This is a genomic window from Pseudomonas sp. PDM22 (assembly GCF_014851965.1).
GTDB lineage: Bacteria > Pseudomonadota > Gammaproteobacteria > Pseudomonadales > Pseudomonadaceae > Pseudomonas.
In genome coordinates, this window is sequence record NZ_JACVAR010000002.1 from 112,105 (window position 1) to 129,291 (window position 17,187).

General features: G+C 66.9%; 14 protein-coding genes. 9 read left to right on the forward strand and 5 right to left on the reverse strand.

Annotated features, from left to right (window positions below; genetic code table 11):
* The 5 genes from IB255_RS06190 to IB255_RS06210 are packed head-to-tail and all read left to right on the forward strand — an operon-like array spanning position 1 to position 9,399.
* Positions 1-1,752, forward strand: a complete 1,752-nt coding sequence (locus IB255_RS06190) for a DUF2138 domain-containing protein (protein WP_192209894.1) — start codon at positions 1-3, stop codon at positions 1,750-1,752.
* 14 nt (positions 1,753-1,766) lie between these two features.
* Positions 1,767-2,381, forward strand: coding sequence for a DUF1175 domain-containing protein (locus tag IB255_RS06195; protein ID WP_225594755.1), 615 nt, complete (start codon positions 1,767-1,769; stop codon positions 2,379-2,381).
* The gene (locus IB255_RS06200) at positions 2,378-6,931 is read left to right on the forward strand and encodes an alpha-2-macroglobulin family protein (protein ID WP_192209895.1); all 4,554 of its coding nucleotides are present in this window, start codon (positions 2,378-2,380) and stop codon (positions 6,929-6,931) included. The genes IB255_RS06195 and IB255_RS06200 overlap by 4 nt, the downstream gene beginning before the upstream one ends.
* Before the next feature lie 3 nt (positions 6,932-6,934).
* Positions 6,935-8,578, forward strand: coding sequence for a DUF2300 domain-containing protein (locus IB255_RS06205; protein WP_192209896.1), 1,644 nt, complete (start codon positions 6,935-6,937; stop codon positions 8,576-8,578).
* A 5-nt stretch (positions 8,579-8,583) separates the two neighbouring features.
* Positions 8,584-9,399, forward strand: coding sequence for a YfaP family protein (locus IB255_RS06210; RefSeq protein WP_081518163.1), 816 nt, complete (start codon positions 8,584-8,586; stop codon positions 9,397-9,399).
* 149 nt (positions 9,400-9,548) lie between these two features.
* Here IB255_RS06210 and IB255_RS06215 read toward each other — a convergent pair whose 3' ends face one another.
* The 5 genes from IB255_RS06215 to gatC are packed head-to-tail and all read right to left on the reverse strand — an operon-like array spanning position 9,549 to position 13,605.
* A complete protein-coding gene (locus IB255_RS06215; RefSeq protein ID WP_151189460.1) occupies positions 9,549-9,938 on the reverse strand; it encodes a carboxymuconolactone decarboxylase family protein in 390 nt (129 codons plus the stop codon).
* Between the two features lie 10 nt (positions 9,939-9,948).
* On the reverse strand, positions 9,949-10,332 hold the full coding sequence (locus tag IB255_RS06220) for a septal ring lytic transglycosylase RlpA family protein (RefSeq protein WP_192209897.1): 384 nt from the start codon (positions 10,330-10,332) through the stop codon (positions 9,949-9,951).
* 54 nt (positions 10,333-10,386) lie between these two features.
* Positions 10,387-11,832 carry an Asp-tRNA(Asn)/Glu-tRNA(Gln) amidotransferase subunit GatB gene (gatB, locus tag IB255_RS06225; RefSeq protein WP_081517441.1) on the reverse strand — a complete coding sequence of 482 codons (1,446 nt, stop codon included), beginning with the start codon at positions 11,830-11,832 and terminating at the stop codon, positions 10,387-10,389.
* A gap of 11 nt (positions 11,833-11,843) precedes the next feature.
* Complete coding sequence (gene gatA, locus IB255_RS06230) at positions 11,844-13,298, reverse strand: Asp-tRNA(Asn)/Glu-tRNA(Gln) amidotransferase subunit GatA (protein ID WP_192209898.1); 1,455 nt, start codon at positions 13,296-13,298, stop codon at positions 11,844-11,846.
* Positions 13,299-13,317: 19 nt separating this feature from the next.
* Entirely contained in the window at positions 13,318-13,605 is a 288-nt protein-coding gene (gene gatC, locus IB255_RS06235) for an Asp-tRNA(Asn)/Glu-tRNA(Gln) amidotransferase subunit GatC (protein ID WP_015475813.1), read from the reverse strand.
* Between the two features lie 238 nt (positions 13,606-13,843).
* Between gatC and mreB the strand changes: the two genes are divergently transcribed.
* The 4 genes from mreB (at position 13,844) to IB255_RS06255 (ending at position 17,171) form a co-directional block, all read left to right on the forward strand.
* Entirely contained in the window at positions 13,844-14,881 is a 1,038-nt protein-coding gene (mreB, locus tag IB255_RS06240; RefSeq protein WP_017518164.1) for a rod shape-determining protein MreB, read from the forward strand.
* 86 nt (positions 14,882-14,967) lie between these two features.
* Entirely contained in the window at positions 14,968-16,038 is a 1,071-nt protein-coding gene (gene mreC, locus IB255_RS06245; RefSeq protein ID WP_081517442.1) for a rod shape-determining protein MreC, read from the forward strand.
* Positions 16,038-16,526 (forward strand): rod shape-determining protein MreD, encoded by a 489-nt coding sequence (gene mreD, locus IB255_RS06250; RefSeq protein ID WP_081517443.1) that lies wholly within the window; start codon positions 16,038-16,040, stop codon positions 16,524-16,526. The genes mreC and mreD overlap by 1 nt, the downstream gene beginning before the upstream one ends.
* Before the next feature lie 60 nt (positions 16,527-16,586).
* Complete coding sequence (locus tag IB255_RS06255; protein WP_081517444.1) at positions 16,587-17,171, forward strand: Maf family protein; 585 nt, start codon at positions 16,587-16,589, stop codon at positions 17,169-17,171.
* Positions 17,172-17,187 lie beyond the last annotated feature (16 nt).

A 17,187-nucleotide genomic window follows, 5' to 3' on the forward strand; every position in this document is an offset into this window, starting at 1 on the left:
ATGAGCGACAATACGCCCTCCAGCAGCCAAGACAGCACCTCCACGCCGACGCCGGCCCAGGCCCCGGGCCGTGGTCCGCTGATCGCCATCGGCGCGCTCGCCGCCGCGCTGGTCGCCGGTGGCCTGGCCCTCGCCTTCGGCTTGATCCCGGCTTTCCATTCGGCGCCGGTGGGGACCCTGGAAGCGCCGGAAAGCCCGGAAGTGGTCCGCGACCTCAAGCGCCCCGACGCGCTGATCGAGAGCGCCTCCCTCAGCCAGTTGCCCAAGGCCGTGCTGGAAGTGCCGCTGCTGCGCGACGTGCTCACCGAGGACTTCGTCTTCTACTACGAGAACAACGCCGACCGCCTGGGCCTGACCGGCACCCTGCGGCGCATCGTCTACGAGCACGACCTGACCCTGAAGGACAGCGTGATCGAGGAACTGCTCGACCAGCCGGCCCAGGTCGCCCTGTGGCGCGGTGCCGATGGCCGTCTGCGCGACTTCATGGTGGTGCTCAAGCGCGGCGGCCTGGCCAAGGTGCTGGAGCCGCTGGCCAGGATCGCGGCCGATGACAGCCAGCTGAAGAAGGTCGCGGAAATCCAGGTGAAGAGCAGCGCCACGCCGGTCTACAGCCTGCGCTATGGCGCCGAGAAGACCCTGCTGTTCGTCTCCCGTGGCGACCAGATGCTGGTTCTGTCGAACCCGAAGATGCTCTTCCCCAACCCGGATTACGACAACCTGGGCGAGCCCGATGCCGCCGTCGCCAAGGACCTGGGCAGCGCGCTGGAAGGCGAGCCATTGTTCGCCAAGGACTTCTCCCTGGAACCGCGTGGCGAGCTGAAGCAGCGCATCACCCTGGGCGCCGGTGTTCTCGCCATGGGCTACCAGCGCTTCATCCCGACCTTCGCTGGCGTGCGCTTCGAACAGGGCAAGGACGGCTGGCACAGCTACCTGGCGCTCAACGAGGTTGCCCGCCAGCCGGACCTGGACTTCACCCCTGTCTGGCAGGCCATGCCCATGGGCGCCAGCGCCTGCGTCGCGCTGCCGGTCACGCCGGGCCTGTACGACAACATGCTGGTGAAGCTGGGCGCCGAGCAGAAGATGGCAGCCGCCTTCTCCGAGCACCTCTCCGGCGCTGCCGGCCTGTGCTGGTACCCGGACTCGCGCCTGCACTCGCCGCTGCTCGCGGTGAAGCTCGACGCGCCGGCCAGCCCCGAGCTGGACGAGCAACTGGGCAAGCTGTTCGGCAGCATGATCGGAGCCTACGAGGCCAACGTGGAGGCCGGCGCCTTCGAGGTTGAAAGTCGTGCCGAGGGCGAAGGTCACCTGTGGCAGCGTCAAGTCAGCTCGCGCTTCGGCCAGTACCCGGCCAGCGAGGCGGGGAATCCCGACCAGGTCAGCGGCAACGGCTTCTTCCGCGTCAGCCTGCTGCGCGATGGCAACACCCTGCTGTTCTCCATCGACGACAAGCTGCTCGACAAGGCCCGCAACACCCTGGCCAAGCGCTACCCGCCGCTGGCCGACGTGCTGCCCAAGGACGCCCTGGTGCCCGCGTACCTGGCGCCCAAGACGCTGTCCGCACTGCTCCAGCGTGAGACCCTGGACAGCCTGCCGCAGGACATCGAGCCGGTATTCCGCAACGCCGCCGACACGCTGCTCCTGCCGCGCCTGAAGACTCTCGCCGGCAACGGCTCCTACGCCCTGACCCTGCCGGCTGGCAGCGAGCCTAGCGGTGAGTGGGAGTGGTTGCCGCTGGAATGGAAGGCGCTGTGATCCGCAAACCCCTCATGCTGCTGGCCAGTCTGCTTGTCGCCACGCTGGCGCACGCAACGGAGCCGGCGCTGGATGCGCAGCAGACCCAGGTGTTCCGCGCCTGGTTCGTGCGCATCGCCGAGGAGCAGCTGCGTCGCGGGCCGAACCCGCGCTGGTACCAGCAGGACTGCGCCGGCCTCGTGCGCTTTGCCGCCAACGAGGCGCTAAAGGTGCATGACGCCAAGTGGCTGCGCGCCAACGGTATGTCCAACCGCTACCTGCCGCCGGAGCTGGAACTGTCCGACGCACAGCGCAATCTCGCGCAGACCTGGCAGCAGGGCGGCGGTAAGACCGGCCCCTACGTCAACGCGATCAAACTCATTCAATACAACAGCCAGCTCGTTGGTCGCGACCTCAACCAGGCGCGTCCCGGCGACCTGATGTTCTTCGACCAGGGCGATGACCAGCATCTGATGATCTGGATGGGCCGCGACATCGCTTATCACACCGGCACTCGTACGGCGACCGACAACGGCATGCGCTCGGTCAGCCTGCAACAACTCATGACATGGAAGGACACCCGATGGATACCCGACGAATCCAATCCCAACTTTATCGGCGTCTATCGCTTGTCCTTCCTGACCCGATGAACGCGCTGCGCGGCATTGCCGCTGCCCTGGCCTGCGCCGGCCTGTTCGCCGCCGCGCCCGCGATCGTGCAGGCGGACGATGACGTCCCGGCGAGCAACTACGCGCCCATGGCTGGCGAGTCGTTCTTCCTGCTCGCCGACTCAAGCTTCGCTTCCGACGAGGTGGCCAAGGTGCGCCTGGAAGCGCCAGGCCGTGACTACCGTCGCTACCGCATGGAGCCATACGGTGGCGCGGATATCCGCGTCTACCGCATCGACAAGCCGCTGGACTTCCTCAAGCGCCAGAAGAACCTGCACCGCGTGCTGTCCGAAGGGCAGTTCAAGGGCGAGGGTCTGTCCAACACCCTGGCCTACCTGTGGGACAACTGGTACCGCAAGTCGCGTCGGGTGATGCAGCGGACCTTCTCCTACGAGTCGCGCCAGCAGGTCACCGAGGTGGTGCCCGAGCTGAAGATGGGCAATGCCATGCGCGCGCCGACGCCCTATGACGCGCAGCCGCAGTACGCGCCGATTCCCGGCCTGCCGATGGTCATCCAGTTCCGCTATCCATTGTGGGACGCCAAACCGATCCAGCCGCCGAAGGAAGTCAGCCTCGCCGGCTCTTCCAGCGAGTTCATCAATGTCGCACCGGGCAACGTCTACGTGCCGCTGGGCAAGCTGAAGCCCGGCCTGTACCTGGTCGAGGCGCTGGTCGGCAAATACCGCGCGACCACCGTTGTGTTCGTCTCCAACAGCGTTGCGGTGAGCAAGATCGCCGGCAATGAGCTGCTGGTGTGGACCGCGCGCAAGCACGAAGGCACGCCAGTGGGCGGCGCCAAGGTGCTGTGGACCGATGGTCTGGGCGTGATGAGCAGCGGCAGCAGCGACGCCGACGGCCTGCTGCGCCTGCAGCACGTCAGCCCCGAGCGCTCCTTCGTGATCGGCGAGGACGAGGAGGGTGGCGTCTTCGTCTCCGAGAACTTCTACTACGACAGCGAAATCTACGACACCAAACTCTACGCCTTCACCGACCGCCCGCTGTACCGTCCGGGCGACTGGGTATCGCTGAAGATCGTCGGTCGCGAATTCAAGAACTCCCGCGAATCGCAGTCGCCGCAGAGCGCGCCGCTGCGCCTGTCGGTGATCGACGCCGCCGGCACCACGCTGCAGACCCTCGACCTCAAGTACGACGCCAGGAGCGGCACCAATGGCCGCTTCCAGCTGCCGGCCAACGCCGTCGCCGGCGGCTACGAGCTGCGCTTCGACTACCGCGACCAGACCTACAGCAGCGCCTTCCGCGTCGCCGAGTACATCAAGCCGCACTTCGAGATTTCCCTCGACCTGGCCAAGCCGGACTTCAAGACCGGCGAGCCGGTGAAGGGCAACCTGATCCTGCTCTACCCGGACGGCAAGCCGGTGGCCAATGCGCGCCTGGAGCTGAGCCTGCGCGCCCAGCAGCTGTCGATGGTGGACAACGAACTGCAGTACCTCGGCCAGTTCCCCGTGGAGCTGACCAGCGCACAGATCACCACCGACGAGCAGGGCCGCGCCGCGCTGGACCTGCCGGCGGCGGAGAAACCCAGCCGCTACATGCTCACCGTGTTCGCCAGCGATGGCGCCGCGTACCGCGTGAAGACCAGCAAGGAAATCCTCATCGAGCGTGGCGCCGCGCGCTACCGCGTGAGCGCGCCGCAGCGCTTCAGCGCCGCCGGTGACAAGGTCGAGTTCAGCTACGCCGCCGAACAGCAGACGCCGGTACTGCCCACAGCCTACCGCTGGCTACGCCTGGAAGACCGCAGCAGCGGCGACGGCGCAGTCGAAGGCGGCAAGTTCGCCATTACCTTCGACAAGCCCGGCACCTACAGCGTCGAGCTGCGCGACAAGGCCGGCCAGCTGCTCGGCGGCACCGGCCACTCGGTCAGCGGCGACGGCGTGAAGGCCGTCCCGGGCACCGTGGAAATCGTCCTCGACAAGGCCGAGTACCAGGCCGGTGAAGAAGCGCTGGCGCTGATCACCTTCCCCGAGCCGGTGGACGACGCGCTGTTGTCGCTGGAGCGCGACAAGGTCGAGGCCACCGCACTGCTGTCCAAGGGCGGCGACTGGCTGAAGCTGGAAAAGCTCAACCCGACCCAGTACCGCGCCCGCATTCCGGTGAAGGCCGAGTTCTCGCCGAACTTGACCTTCTCCGTGCTCTACACCCGCAGCGGCGACTACAGCTTCCAGAACGCCGGCATCAAGGTCGCCGTGCCGCAGGTGGAGATCGCCGTCAGCACCGACAAGGAACGCTACGAGCCGGGCGAGACGGTCACCGTCAACCTCGACACCGCCTACGCCGGCAAGCCTGTCTCCAGTCACCTCACCGTGAGTGTGGTGGACGAGATGATCTACGCACTGCAGCCGGAAATCGCCCCGGGCATCGACCAGTTCTTCTACCACCCGCGCCGCAACAACGTGCGCACCAGTGCCAGCCTCGCGTTCATCAGCTACGACGTGGCACTGCCCGGTTCGCCCAGCGCGCCCGGCCGCGCCAACCGCAGCGAGCGTGGCGTGAAGGTGCTGGAGCGCCCGCGCCGCGAGGAAGTCGACACCGCCGCCTGGGAGCCGGAGCTGGTCACCGACGCCAACGGCAAGGCCCAGTTCAAGTTCCGCATGCCCGACTCCCTGACCCGCTGGCGTATCACCGCCCGTGCCATGGATGACCAGGGGCAGGTCGGCCAGAAGAAGCAGTTCATCCGCTCCGAGAAGCCGCTTTACCTGAAGTGGAGTGGCCCGAAACGCTTCCGCACGGGCGATGCGCCGGACCTGGGACTGTTCGTCTTCAACCAGGGCGAGCAGGACACCAAGGCCGAGTTGCTGATCCGCGCCAATGGCGCGGAGAAGACCCAGGCGCTGGACCTCAAGCGTGGCGTCAACTACATCGCCCTGCCGCAACAGCCGCTCAGCGATGGCGACTGGAGCGTCGAACTGCGTCAGGAAGGCCAGGTGCGCGACAGCCTCGGTGTGCACTTCAGCCTCGTGGCGGACAGCTGGCAGGTGCTGCAGTCCAGGCCGCTGCAGGTCAACGCGCAGAACACCCCGCTGCAGCTGCCGGCAGATGCCCGCGACGTCAGCCTGCGCCTGGATGACAGCGCCCAGGCCCTGCTGCGCGGCAATCTCGACTCGCTGCTCGACTACCCCTGGGGGGGCGTCGAGCAGACCGCCAGCCAATTGCTGCCGCTGAGTGTGGCCTACCCGATGCTGGCCAACGGCGAGCCGCGTGTGCGCGACCGCCTGCGGCTGATCATGCAGACCAGCCGCCTGCGCCTGGTGCAGATGGCCGGCCCGGACGCCTACTTCACCTGGTGGGGCGGCGAAGACTACGACGCCTTCCTCACCGCCTATGCCTACTACGCCGACTGGCACGCCAGCCGCGCCCTGGAAATCCAGCTGCCGCCGGACCACTGGCAGCGCGTCCTGGAGCTTTACTCCGCACGCGCCAGCGCCACGCCGCTGCTGCAGCGCGCGCTGATCCTGGCCTTTGCCCGCGACATGAAGTTGCCGGTGCAGACCCTGGTCAGCGGCCTGCTCACTGACCTGGAGAACGCCGGCAACGGCGAGGCGGCGAAGTCGGTGAACGACTTCGACAGCGACGACAGCCTGGTCATGGGCCAGCCGGACTCCGAGCTGGGCCTGGCAGTGGCCCGTGTACTGACGGCCAGCCTGGCCGAGCAGAACAAGGTTGCGCTGCCGTCCGGGTTCGCCAGGCAACTGGATGGTGCGCGCCTGAAGCTCAATACCAGCGACCAGCCGTTCGCCCGTGCCGTGCAGCTCTACAGCGGTACTGTCGATGCCAGCCGTGCCCGCGCCCTGCTGCAGAGCCTGGCGCCGCAGCAATCCACCGTCGAACGCGCCCTGGCGCTGACCTGGATGCAGCGCGCCGTGGCCGATGCCCCGGCTGCCGAGCTGCCCAAACCGGTCGCGGACTGGAAGGAAAGCCACAGCACCACCGGCGATGCCTTCTGGCAATGGCAGGGCAAGGACGTGCCTGCGCAGCTGGACCTGAGCGCCGCGCCTTCGCGTCCGCTCAACGCTTCCGTGACCTTCCGCAGCGCCGAAGCGCCGGCCAGCCAGCTGCCGGTGACCATCAAGCGCCGCCTGCTGCGCCTGGTGCCGGGCGAGGACGCCTTCGCCTTCAGCGCCGAGGAATTGGGCGACAAGCCGCTGTCCAGCGACGAGCTGTACCTGGATGAAGTGACCCTGACCACCGAGCAGGCCCAAGCCCTGCGCTACGGCATGCTGGAAGTGCCTCTGCCGCCAGGTGCGGACGTCGAGCGCACCACCTGGGGTCTGCAGATCAGCGGCCTGGGCGGTGTCGAGGCGACCAGCCTGGAACGCGCCCGCAACGAGCCGGGTGACCTGTTCTATGGCGTGCCGGTGGACACCCTGGGCGGCGAGCTGCGCTTCCGTCATCTGGTTCGCTTCTCGCAGAAGGGCGAGTTCGTCCTGCCGCCGGCGCGTTACCAGCGCCTCTATGCGCCGCAGGAGCAGGCGCTGGAGCAGCAGCCGGCCCTGGCGAAGATCAAGGTTCAGTAATCGATGCGCGCACGTCTGGCCGGGCTGATCCTGCTGTTGCCGCTGAGTGCCCTCGCGGCGCCCGGCTCGCAAGAGCAGGCGCAGCTGGCCTGGCGCACCGCGCAGGGCGACGAACTGCTGCGGCTCGGGCCGCAGCAGGTGCTCGATCGCCAGCCATTGCCGGCGGACCTGCACGCGCCGCTGGGCAGCCTGTGGAAGCTGTTCGTCTACGCCTGGCTGAACGACACCGAGCAGCAGGAACCGGCATATCAGTGCGGCGGCGAAAGCAAGGAAGAGGTGTATTGCTGCACGGCGGGGCAGAGCATCGAGCGCGACGCCGCGCTGGTGAAATCCTGCGGTCTGTACTTCCAGCCGCAGCGCCTGGGCATCGATGCTGCGGTCTGGCAGCAATACTGGCAGGCGCGCCACGCGCCGGCCTGGATCGCCCAGCTGGACAAGCTGGCGCCGCAGACCCAAGTACCGGTCGCCGAACTGCTCGATCAACTGCAGCACCTGCCGGCCCAGGAGCAGGCGCGCAAGGTGCTGCTCGATGTCAGCCTGGCAGCCGACGAAGGCCGCGCCCCTGCCGTTTTGGGTGGGCGCCTGCGGGTGAAGACCTGGAGTTGGGATGAAGGCGGTCGGCGCGAGGGCGGCTTCGCCGGTTGGCTGGTCGACGGCACGCCGCTCTGGGCGCGCGGGCCGGGCACCAGCAAGACAGTGCTGGCCAGGTACGGCAACGCCATCGGTGCCGCGCTGCCGGCGCCGTGGCCCAGCGATCCGGGGCGTTGCGTCGAAGTCGGGCTGTTCAGCCGCTATCCGCTGAAAGAGGTCTACGACGTGCGCAATCAGCCCGCCGCCGAAGGCCTGCTGGCGGGCCGGCAGAATGTGTTGTTCGCCAATGGCGTTCGACTCGACGTGAACAGCAGCGGCGACCTTTTCCTCGAGCGCGATGTGCAGGGGCCGCGCCTGACTGCCCGCCTGTCCCGCGAGGAGTACGTCGCCCGCGTGCTCGACCGCGAGGCTTCCGCTACGCCGCCGGAAGCGGCCAAGGCGCTGGCGGTGACCATCCGCACTTATCTCTTGCAGAACGGCGCCCCGCGCGGCGACTGCCTGAGCATCGACGACAGCAGCCAGCGCCAGCGTGTGGCGCCGCGTCCGGCCAGCGAGGCAGCGCATGGCATAGCGGCCTGGACGGCTGATCTGGTGCTGGCTGGCGGCACCGTCACCTACCACTCGGACGAGGCGGGGCAGTCGAAGCTGTCCTGGCGCGACGCCCAGGAGCAGGCCGCCAAGGGCCTGCGCTATGACGCGATCCTAGCCCGCGCCTTCCCGCGCACCAGCCTGAGCCGCTGGAGCAACCCGACAGCCGCCTGCCAGTCGTTGCCCGAGGCCGAGCGCTGGCTGAAGGCGCAACGCCGCGACTGGCGCCCACGCCTGGAAACCGAGGCAGGCTATGAGGAACTGCAGTCCTTCGCCGTGTGCCGCCTGAGCAGTGGCCGGCCCTACGTCGACCGCGAACGCCAGCGCATCTATGTGCGCGGCCTTTACTCCCAGCAGGATCGCCTCGACCTGGCTCATGAATACCTGCACCTGGCCTTCCAGGCGCACCCCAATGGACAAGACGAGGGCTACGTGGAAAGCCTGGCCCGTCGCCTGATACTGGAATGATCAGCATGAAACTCGCCCACGTGCTCCGCCTGTCCCTGCTCGCCAGCCTGATCCCGCTGGGCGCGCAGGCCGCCGAATCGCCGATCAGCCTGGATACCCCGCTGGGGGGCTGGCGCTCGGGCGATGGCGACAAGGCCGACTTCCGGCAGACGGTGAACTACCCGGCGTCCTCGGTGAACTCGCGGGAAGACCAGTCCGATACCGCGCGCATCCGCGGTGAAATCCGTGGCTTGCCCAAGGACAGCAAGGACCCGGCGCGCCTGGTGGTCAACGGCGTGGCCATGCCGATGCGGGTAGAGAGCGACGGCAAGTTCGACCGGCCGTTCGCCTTCCCGGCGGGCTCCAACAGCGTCGAGGTCGTCAGCCCGGACGGCCAGCAGCGCAAGCGCGTGCAGTTCTACCATGGCGGCGGCGGTGGCGAGGTAGCGGCCAAGCTGCGGGTCATGCTGTCGTGGGACTCGGACAACACCGACCTCGACCTGCACCTGGTGACGCCCGATGGTGGGCACGTCTGGTACGGCAACCGCTCGCTGCCCAATGGCGCGGCCCAGGACGTCGACGTAACCACCGGCTACGGCCCGGAAATCATCGCCAGCCCGACCCCGCTCAAGGGCCAGTACCTGGTCTACGTGAACTACTACGGCGGTGGCTGGAGTTCGGATGAAAGCTCCGGCGACGTGAACGCGGCCAAGCCGCTGACCACGGCGCAGGTGACCATCGTCACGGAGGAGGGGACGGTGAACGAGAAGCAGGAGTCCTTCCTGATCCCGATGCGCCAGCCGGGTGAGCTGACGCTGGTGAAACGGTTCAGTTATCCGTAATGGCGGGAACCGTCGGCCCTGCCGACTGATCGCGGGCGTGGCCCGCTCCTACAAATGGGCGCTGCGCTTCGGCGTTTCCCGGTTGCTGTGGTGCCAACCTGTAGGAGCGGGCCATGCCCGCGAACAGCGCCAATTGGCGCCGCTGAAAATCAGGCGTTTTGATCCGCCTGCCATGCATCGATCACTTCCTGCGCCGCACGGAAGGCATCGATGGCCGCCGGAACACCGGCATAGACCGCGCAATGCAGCAGCGCTTCGCGAATCTCTTCCACCGTGCAGCCGTTGTTCAGAGCGCCGCGCACGTGGCCTTTCAGCTCCTGCGGGCACTTGAGCGCGGTCAGCGCGGCCAGGGTGATCAGGCTGCGGGTCTTGCGCGGCAGGCCCTCGCGGTTCCACACGCCGCCCCACGCGTGCTCGTTGACGAAGTCCTGCAGCGGCTGGGTGAACTCGGTGGCGTTGCCCAGCGCGCGGTCGACGAAGACGTCGCCCATCACTTCACGGCGGACCTGCTCGCCGGCCTTGCGGTTGTCATTGCTCATTCTGACTCCTTCAGAGACCTTCCAGGCGCACCGGCGCGGTGCCGGAACGCAGCATGTTGAGTTGTTCGGCGGCAGCCTTGGAGACGTCGATGATCCGCCCACGGCCGAACGGCCCGCGGTCGTTGATCCGGACCACGACGCTGCGGCCGTTGTCGAGGTTGGTCACCCGGACCCGCGTGCCGAAGGGCAGGGTGCGATGCGCGGCGGTCAGGGCGTTCTGGTTGAAGCGCTCGCCGCTGGCAGTGCGCTTGCCATGGTGCGCCTTGCCGTAATAGGACGCGGTGCCTTCGGCGCGGTAGCCGCGCCCGGAGACTTCCGATTCGCTGTCATATGACGTGGTGCTACAGCCGGCCAGCAGGGCCAGGCAACCGATGAGGGCCATGGGTCGCAGCATCGAACCTCCGGACGAAAAAACGCCGGGCAAGCCCGGCGTCGTTGAAGTGTGGGCTCAGGCTTCGAGCTTCTTCTTCAGCAGTTCGTTCACTTGTGCCGGGTTGGCCTTGCCCTTGGCGGCTTTCATGGCCTGGCCGACGAAGAAGCCGAACATCTTGCCGCGCTTGGCTTCGTCGCTGGCGCGGTACTGTTCGACCTGCTCGGCGTTGGCCGCCAGCACGTCGTCCAGCAGCTTCTCGACGGCGCCCGAGTCGGTGTTCTGCACCAGGTCCTTGGCCTTGATGATCTCGTCGGGCGAGCCTTCACCTTCGGCCATGGCGGCGAACACTGTCTTGGCTGCCTTGCCGTTGATGGTGCCGTCCTTCAGGCGCAGGATCATGCCGCCCAGGTGCTCGGCGGAAACCGGCGACTGCTCGATTTCCAGGCCGTCCTTGTTGAGCAGGCTGGAAAGCTCGCCCATTACCCAGTTGGCCGCCAGCTTGGCGTCGGCGCAGATGCTCTGGACCTGTTCGAAGTAGTCGGCCATCTCGCGGCTGGCGGACAGCACGCTGGCGTCGTAGGCGGACAGGCCGTACTGGCTCTCGAAGCGCTCGCGCTTCTGGTCCGGCAGTTCCGGCAGTTGCGTGCGCAGTTCTTCGAGGAAGGCGCGCTCGATCACCACCGGCAGCAGGTCCGGGCAGGGGAAGTAACGGTAGTCGTTGGCTTCTTCCTTGCTGCGCATGGAGCGCGTTTCGTCCTTGTTCGGGTCATACAGGCGGGTTTCCTGCACGACCTTGCCGCCGTCCTCGATCAGCTCGATCTGGCGCTGCACTTCGTGGTTGATCGCCTTCTCGATGAAACGGAAGGAGTTCACGTTCTTGATCTCGGCGCGGGTGCCGAATTCGGCCTGGCCCTTGGGCCGCACCGAGACGTTGCAGTCGCAACGCAGCGAGCCTTCGGCCATGTTGCCGTCGCAGATGCCCAGGTAGCGCACCATGGCGTGGATCGCCTTGACGTAGGCCACGGCTTCCTTGGCGCTGCGGATGTCCGGCTCGGAGACGATCTCCAGCAGCGGAGTGCCGGCGCGGTTCAGGTCGATGCCGCTCATGCCGTGGAAGTCTTCGTGCAGGCTCTTGCCGGCGTCCTCTTCCAGGTGCGCGCGGGTGATCCCGACACGCTTGACGGTGCCGTCTTCCAGGGTGATGTCCAGGTGGCCCTTGCCAACGATGGGGTGATCCATCTGGCTGGTCTGGTAGCCCTTGGGCAGGTCCGGGTAGAAGTAGTTCTTGCGCGCGAACACGTTGCGCTCGGCGATCTCGGCGTTGATCGCCAGGCCGAACTGACAGGCCATGCGCACGGCCTCCTGGTTCAGCACCGGCAGGGTGCCGGGCATGGCCAGGTCGACCAGGCTGGCCTGGGTGTTCGGGGCGGCGCCGAAGGTGGTGGCGCTACCGGAGAAGATCTTCGATTGGGTGGAGAGCTGTGCGTGGATTTCCAGCCCGATCACGGTTTCCCATTGCATGTGTGTCGTCCTCAGAATCCAGCCGGTGCTTGTTTGTGCCAGTCGCTGACCTGTTGGTACTGGTGCGCGACGTTGAGCAGGCGGCCTTCCTGGAAGTACGGCGCGAGCAGCTGGACACCCACCGGTAGGCCGTCGACGAAGCCGGCCGGCATGGACAGGCCCGGAATGCCGGCGAGGTTGGCGGTGATGGTGTAGATGTCTTCCAGGTACTGGGCGACCGGGTCGTTGTTCTTCTCGCCCAGTTTCCAGGCCGGGTTCGGCGTGGTCGGGCCGAGGATCACGTCGACTTCGGCGAAGGCGCTGGTGAAATCGTTCTTGATCAGGCGACGAATTTTCTGAGCTTTCAGGTAATACGCGTCGTAGTAACCGGCGGAAAGCGCGTAGGTGCCGACCATGATGCGGTTCTTCACTTCAGCGCCGAAACCTTCGGCACGGGAGCGCTTGTACAGGTCCTGCAGGTCCTTCGGGTCTACGCAACGGTAGCCGTAGCGAACGCCGTCGAAGCGCGAGAGGTTGGAGCTCGCTTCTGCGGGCGCGATCACATAATAGGCAGGGATCGCGTGCTGCATGTTCGGCAGGGAGATCTCCTTGACCACCGCGCCGAGCTGCTTGAGCTGCTCGACCACCTTCATCACCGCGTCGGCGATGCGGCTGTCCAGGCCGGCGCCGAAGTATTCCTTCGGCAGGCCGATGCGCAGGCCGGTCAGCGGCTTGGCCAGGGCGGCCAGGTAGTCGTCCACCGGCTGGTCGACGCAGGTGGAGTCCTTCGGATCGAAGCCGGCCATGGCGCCGAGCATCAGCGCGCAGTCCTCGGCGGTGCGGGCCAGCGGGCCGCCCTGATCGAGGCTGGAGGCGTAGGCGATCATGCCCCAGCGCGATACGCGGCCGTAGGTGGGCTTGATGCCGGTGAGGTTGGTCAGCGCGGCCGGCTGGCGGATCGAGCCGCCGGTGTCGGTGCCGGTGGCGGCCGGGATCAGGCGCGCGGCCACGGCGGCGGCGGAGCCACCGGAGGAGCCGCCCGGTACGCGGGAGGTATCCCAGGGGTTCTTCACCGGGCCGTAGTGGCTGGATTCGTTGGCCGAGCCCATGGCGAACTCGTCCATGTTCAGCTTGCCCAGGCTCACGGTGCCGGCGTCGGCCAGGCGCTCGACGACGGTGGCATCGTAGGGCGAGACGAAGGCGTCGAGAATCTTCGAGCCGCAGCTGGTGCGCACGCCCTGGGTGCAGAACAGGTCCTTGTGGGCGATCGGCGCGCCCAGCAGGGCCCCGGTCTCGCCTTTGGCGCGCCGCTCGTCGGCCGCCTTGGCCTGGGCCAGGGCGATCTCTTCGGTGACGGTGATGAAGCTGTTCAGCTGCGGGTCGAGCTGCTGGATGCGCGCGAGCAGGGCAGTGGCCAGTTCCTGGGCGGAGAATTGCTTGTCGGCGAGTCCGCGGGCGACTTCGGCGAGGGTCAATTGATGCAGCATATGTCCGTGTCCTTAGCGCTTACTCGATGACTTTCGGGACGAGGTAAAGGCCGTCTTCCACGGCCGGCGCGATGGCCTGGTAGGCTTCGCGGCGGTTCTCCTCGGTGACGGCGTCGGCGCGCAGGCGCTGCGTGGCTTCCAGCGGGTGGGCCAGGGGCTCCACGCCGTCGGTGTCGACCGCCTGCATGGCGTCGATCAGGCCGAGGATGTTGTTGAGGGTATCGGTGGTGCGCGAAATGTCGGCTTCCTCCAGGCCCAGGCGGGCGAGGTGGGCGATCTTTTCCACGTCGGAGCGTTCAAGCGCCATCGGGGTCTCCAGCTAGAGCGGCCCGGTTCGAACTGGACCTGGCCGGAAGGAATTGAGGGGCAGGGAACAGAACCCGCGGCAGACGGTCGAAGGCCGCTGGGACGGGCCGGCAGGCCCGAAAAACGAGGAATCTAGCATAAATTGCCGCCTTGCCCAAAACCCCCGTCATTGTTAGAGTTTGCCGCACTTTTTTACCCGCGCACTTTTCACCCACGCGCCACCTATGGGTTTCTTTCCAATGTTCAAAAAACTGCGTGGCATGTTCTCCAGTGATCTGTCGATCGACCTGGGCACTGCCAATACCCTTATTTATGTGCGCGAGCGCGGCATCGTCCTGAACGAACCGTCCGTGGTCGCCATTCGTAGCCACGGCAGCCAGAAGAGCGTCGTAGCGGTCGGTACCGAAGCCAAGCGCATGCTGGGCCGTACCCCGGGCAACATTGCCGCCATTCGTCCGATGAAGGACGGCGTGATCGCCGACTTCAGCGTCTGCGAGAAGATGCTGCAGTACTTCATCAACAAGGTTCACGAGAACAGCTTCCTGCAGCCCAGCCCGCGTGTGCTGATCTGCGTGCCGTGCAAATCCACCCAGGTGGAACGCCGCGCCATCCGTGAATCGGCCCTGGGCGCTGGCGCCCGTGAGGTGTACCTGATCGAAGAGCCGATGGCTGCCGCCATCGGCGCTGGTCTGCCGGTGGAAGAGGCCCGTGGCTCCATGGTCGTCGACATCGGCGGCGGCACCACCGAGATCGCCCTGATCTCCCTCAACGGCGTGGTCTATGCCGAATCCGTCCGCGTCGGCGGCGACCGCTTCGACGAAGCCATCGTCACCTACGTGCGCCGCAACTACGGCAGCCTGATCGGTGAATCCACCGCCGAGCGCATCAAGCAGGAAATCGGCACCGCCTTCCCGGGCGGCGAAGTCCGCGAAGTCGACGTCCGTGGCCGTAACCTGGCCGAAGGCGTACCGCGCAGCTTCACCCTGAATTCCAACGAAGTGCTCGAAGCGCTGCAGGAATCCCTGGCGACCATCGTCCAGGCGGTCAAGAGCGCCCTGGAGCAGTCCCCGCCGGAACTGGCTTCGGACATCGCCGAGCGCGGCCTGGTGCTGACCGGTGGTGGCGCGCTGCTGCGCGACCTGGACAAGCTGCTGGCCCAGGAAACCGGCCTGCCGGTGATCGTCGCCGAAGACCCGCTGACCTGCGTCGCCCGTGGCGGCGGCAAGGCGCTGGAAATGATGGACCGTCATTCGATGGACCTGCTGTCCACCGAGTAAGTTGGACGTGGAGGTTGGTTGACGTTTCGCCCGCGCTGGTGAAACTTCAACCGACCTTGCACAGCTAGGAGCCGGTCATCAAACCGATATTCTCCAAAGGGCCCTCGCTGGGCGCGCGCCTTCTGGTGCTCGCCGTCCTGTCGGTCGCCTTGATGGTGGTCGATGCCCGCTTCGATTATCTGAAACCGGTACGCAGCCAGATGGGCCTCGTGCTGAGTCCTTTCTATGGCATCGCCGATTTCCCCGTTCGTGCGTGGGAAGGCGTGCGCGACCAGTTCACCAGCCGCAGCGAGCTGCTGGCCGAGAACGAGCGCCTGAAGGCCGAACAGTTGCTGATGCAGCGCCGCCTGCAGAAGCTGGCCACCCTCACCGAACAGAACGTGCGCCTGCGCGAGTTGCTCAACTCCTCCGCCCTGGTCGATGACAAGGTGCTGGTGGGCGAGCTGATCGGTGTCGACCCGAACCCCTTCACCCAGCGCATCCTGATCGACAAGGGCGAGAAGGACGGCGTGTTCCAGGGCCAGCCGGTGCTCGACGCCAGCGGCCTGATGGGCCAGGTGGTCGAGGTCATGCCTTACACCGCGCGCGTGCTGCTGCTGACCGATACTACCCACAGCATTCCGGTGCAGGTGAACCGCAATGGCTTGCGCGCCATCGCCGTGGGCACCGGCAACCCGGAGCGCCTGGAACTGCGCTACGTCGCCGATACCGCCGATATCAAGGAAGGCGACCTGCTGGTCAGCTCCGGCCTTGGCCAGCGTTTCCCGGCCGGCTATCCGGTGGCGGTGGTGAAGGAAGTACTGCACGACACGGGCGGGCCTTTCGCCACTATCCGTGCCGTGCCGACCGCCAAGATGAACCGCAGCCGCTACGTGCTGCTGGTGTTCAGCGACAGCCGTACCCCCGAACAGCGCGCCACCGATGCCGCCGAAGCCCAGGCCGAGGCCGATCGCAAGGCCGCCGAGTCCGGCACGCCGGTACAGCCTGCACCAGGTGCTCCGGCAGCCCAGCCGCATGACGGCGCACAGCCTGCTGCTCCAACTGCTCCTGCTGCGCAGCCTGCCCATCCGGCCGGCACCAATGGCGCAGCCCCTGCAGCCCCTGCAGCGCCGGCCGGTGCGCCGGCATCGCACCCGGATGCAAGGACCCGTCACTGATGGCGGCGCAGGGCTCGAACAACGGCTGGGCCATCTGGCTCACCCTGCTGGCGGCGTTGCTGCTGTCGGTGGCGCCGATGCCCAGCTTCATGGAGATCGGCCGCCCGCTGTGGCTGGCGATGTTCCTCACCTACTGGGTGCTCTACCTGCCGCACAAGGTCGGCATGCTGACCGCCTGGGTGTTCGGCGTCGCCGAAGACGTGCTCTACGGCAGCCTGCTGGGGCAGAACGCCCTGATTCTCAGCCTGATCATCTGCCTGGTGCTGTCGCTGCACCAGCGCCTGCGCATGTTCCCCATCTGGCAGCAATGCCTGGTGTTGCTGGTGGTCTTCGGTCTCGCCCAACTGGTCCAGCTGTGGATCAGCGCCCTGACCGGCAACCGCCCACCGACCCTGGTGTTCCTCCTGCCGGCACTGGTCAGCGCCTTGCTCTGGCCCTGGGTCTACACACTGCTGCGGGCCCTGCGGCTGCGCCTGAACATCAACTGATCGCCCCCTTGCGGGGGAATCGCCGGGCCTGTGCTGTGCGGGCCCGCTTCGGAGTCCCTGATGGCCCAGCTGTACCTCGCCTCCAGTTCGCCGCGCCGCCGCGAGCTGCTCACCCAGATCGGCCTGCCGTTCCATATAGTGCCCGCGTCCATCGATGAAACTCCCGAGTCCGGCGAGTCGGCGCATGCCTATGTCGAGCGTCTGGCGCGTGGCAAGGCATTGGCCGGACTGAACTTCCTTGCCCAGCGCGCCGACGTCTGCGTGCTCGGTGCCGATACCGCCGTGGTGCTGGATGGCCGCATCCTTGGCAAGCCGGTGGACCGCGACGACGCCCTGGCCATGCTGCAGGCCCTGTCCGGCCGCGAGCACGAGGTGCTGACCGCCGTGGCGGTAGCTGATCGGGATCGCTGCGAGGCGCGCGTGGTCAGCAGCCGCGTGGCCTTCCGCGAGGTATCCGCAGAGGAAGCCGAACGCTATTGGGAAACCGGCGAGCCGCAGGATAAAGCCGGTGGCTATGCTATCCAGGGGCTTGCGGCGGTGTTCGTCAGCCGCGTCGAGGGCAGCTACAGCGCCGTGGTCGGCCTGCCTCTTTGCGAAACCTCGGCATTGCTGGCTGACTTCTCCATCCCCAGCTGGCAGTCTTGATCGGAAAGTAGCGCTG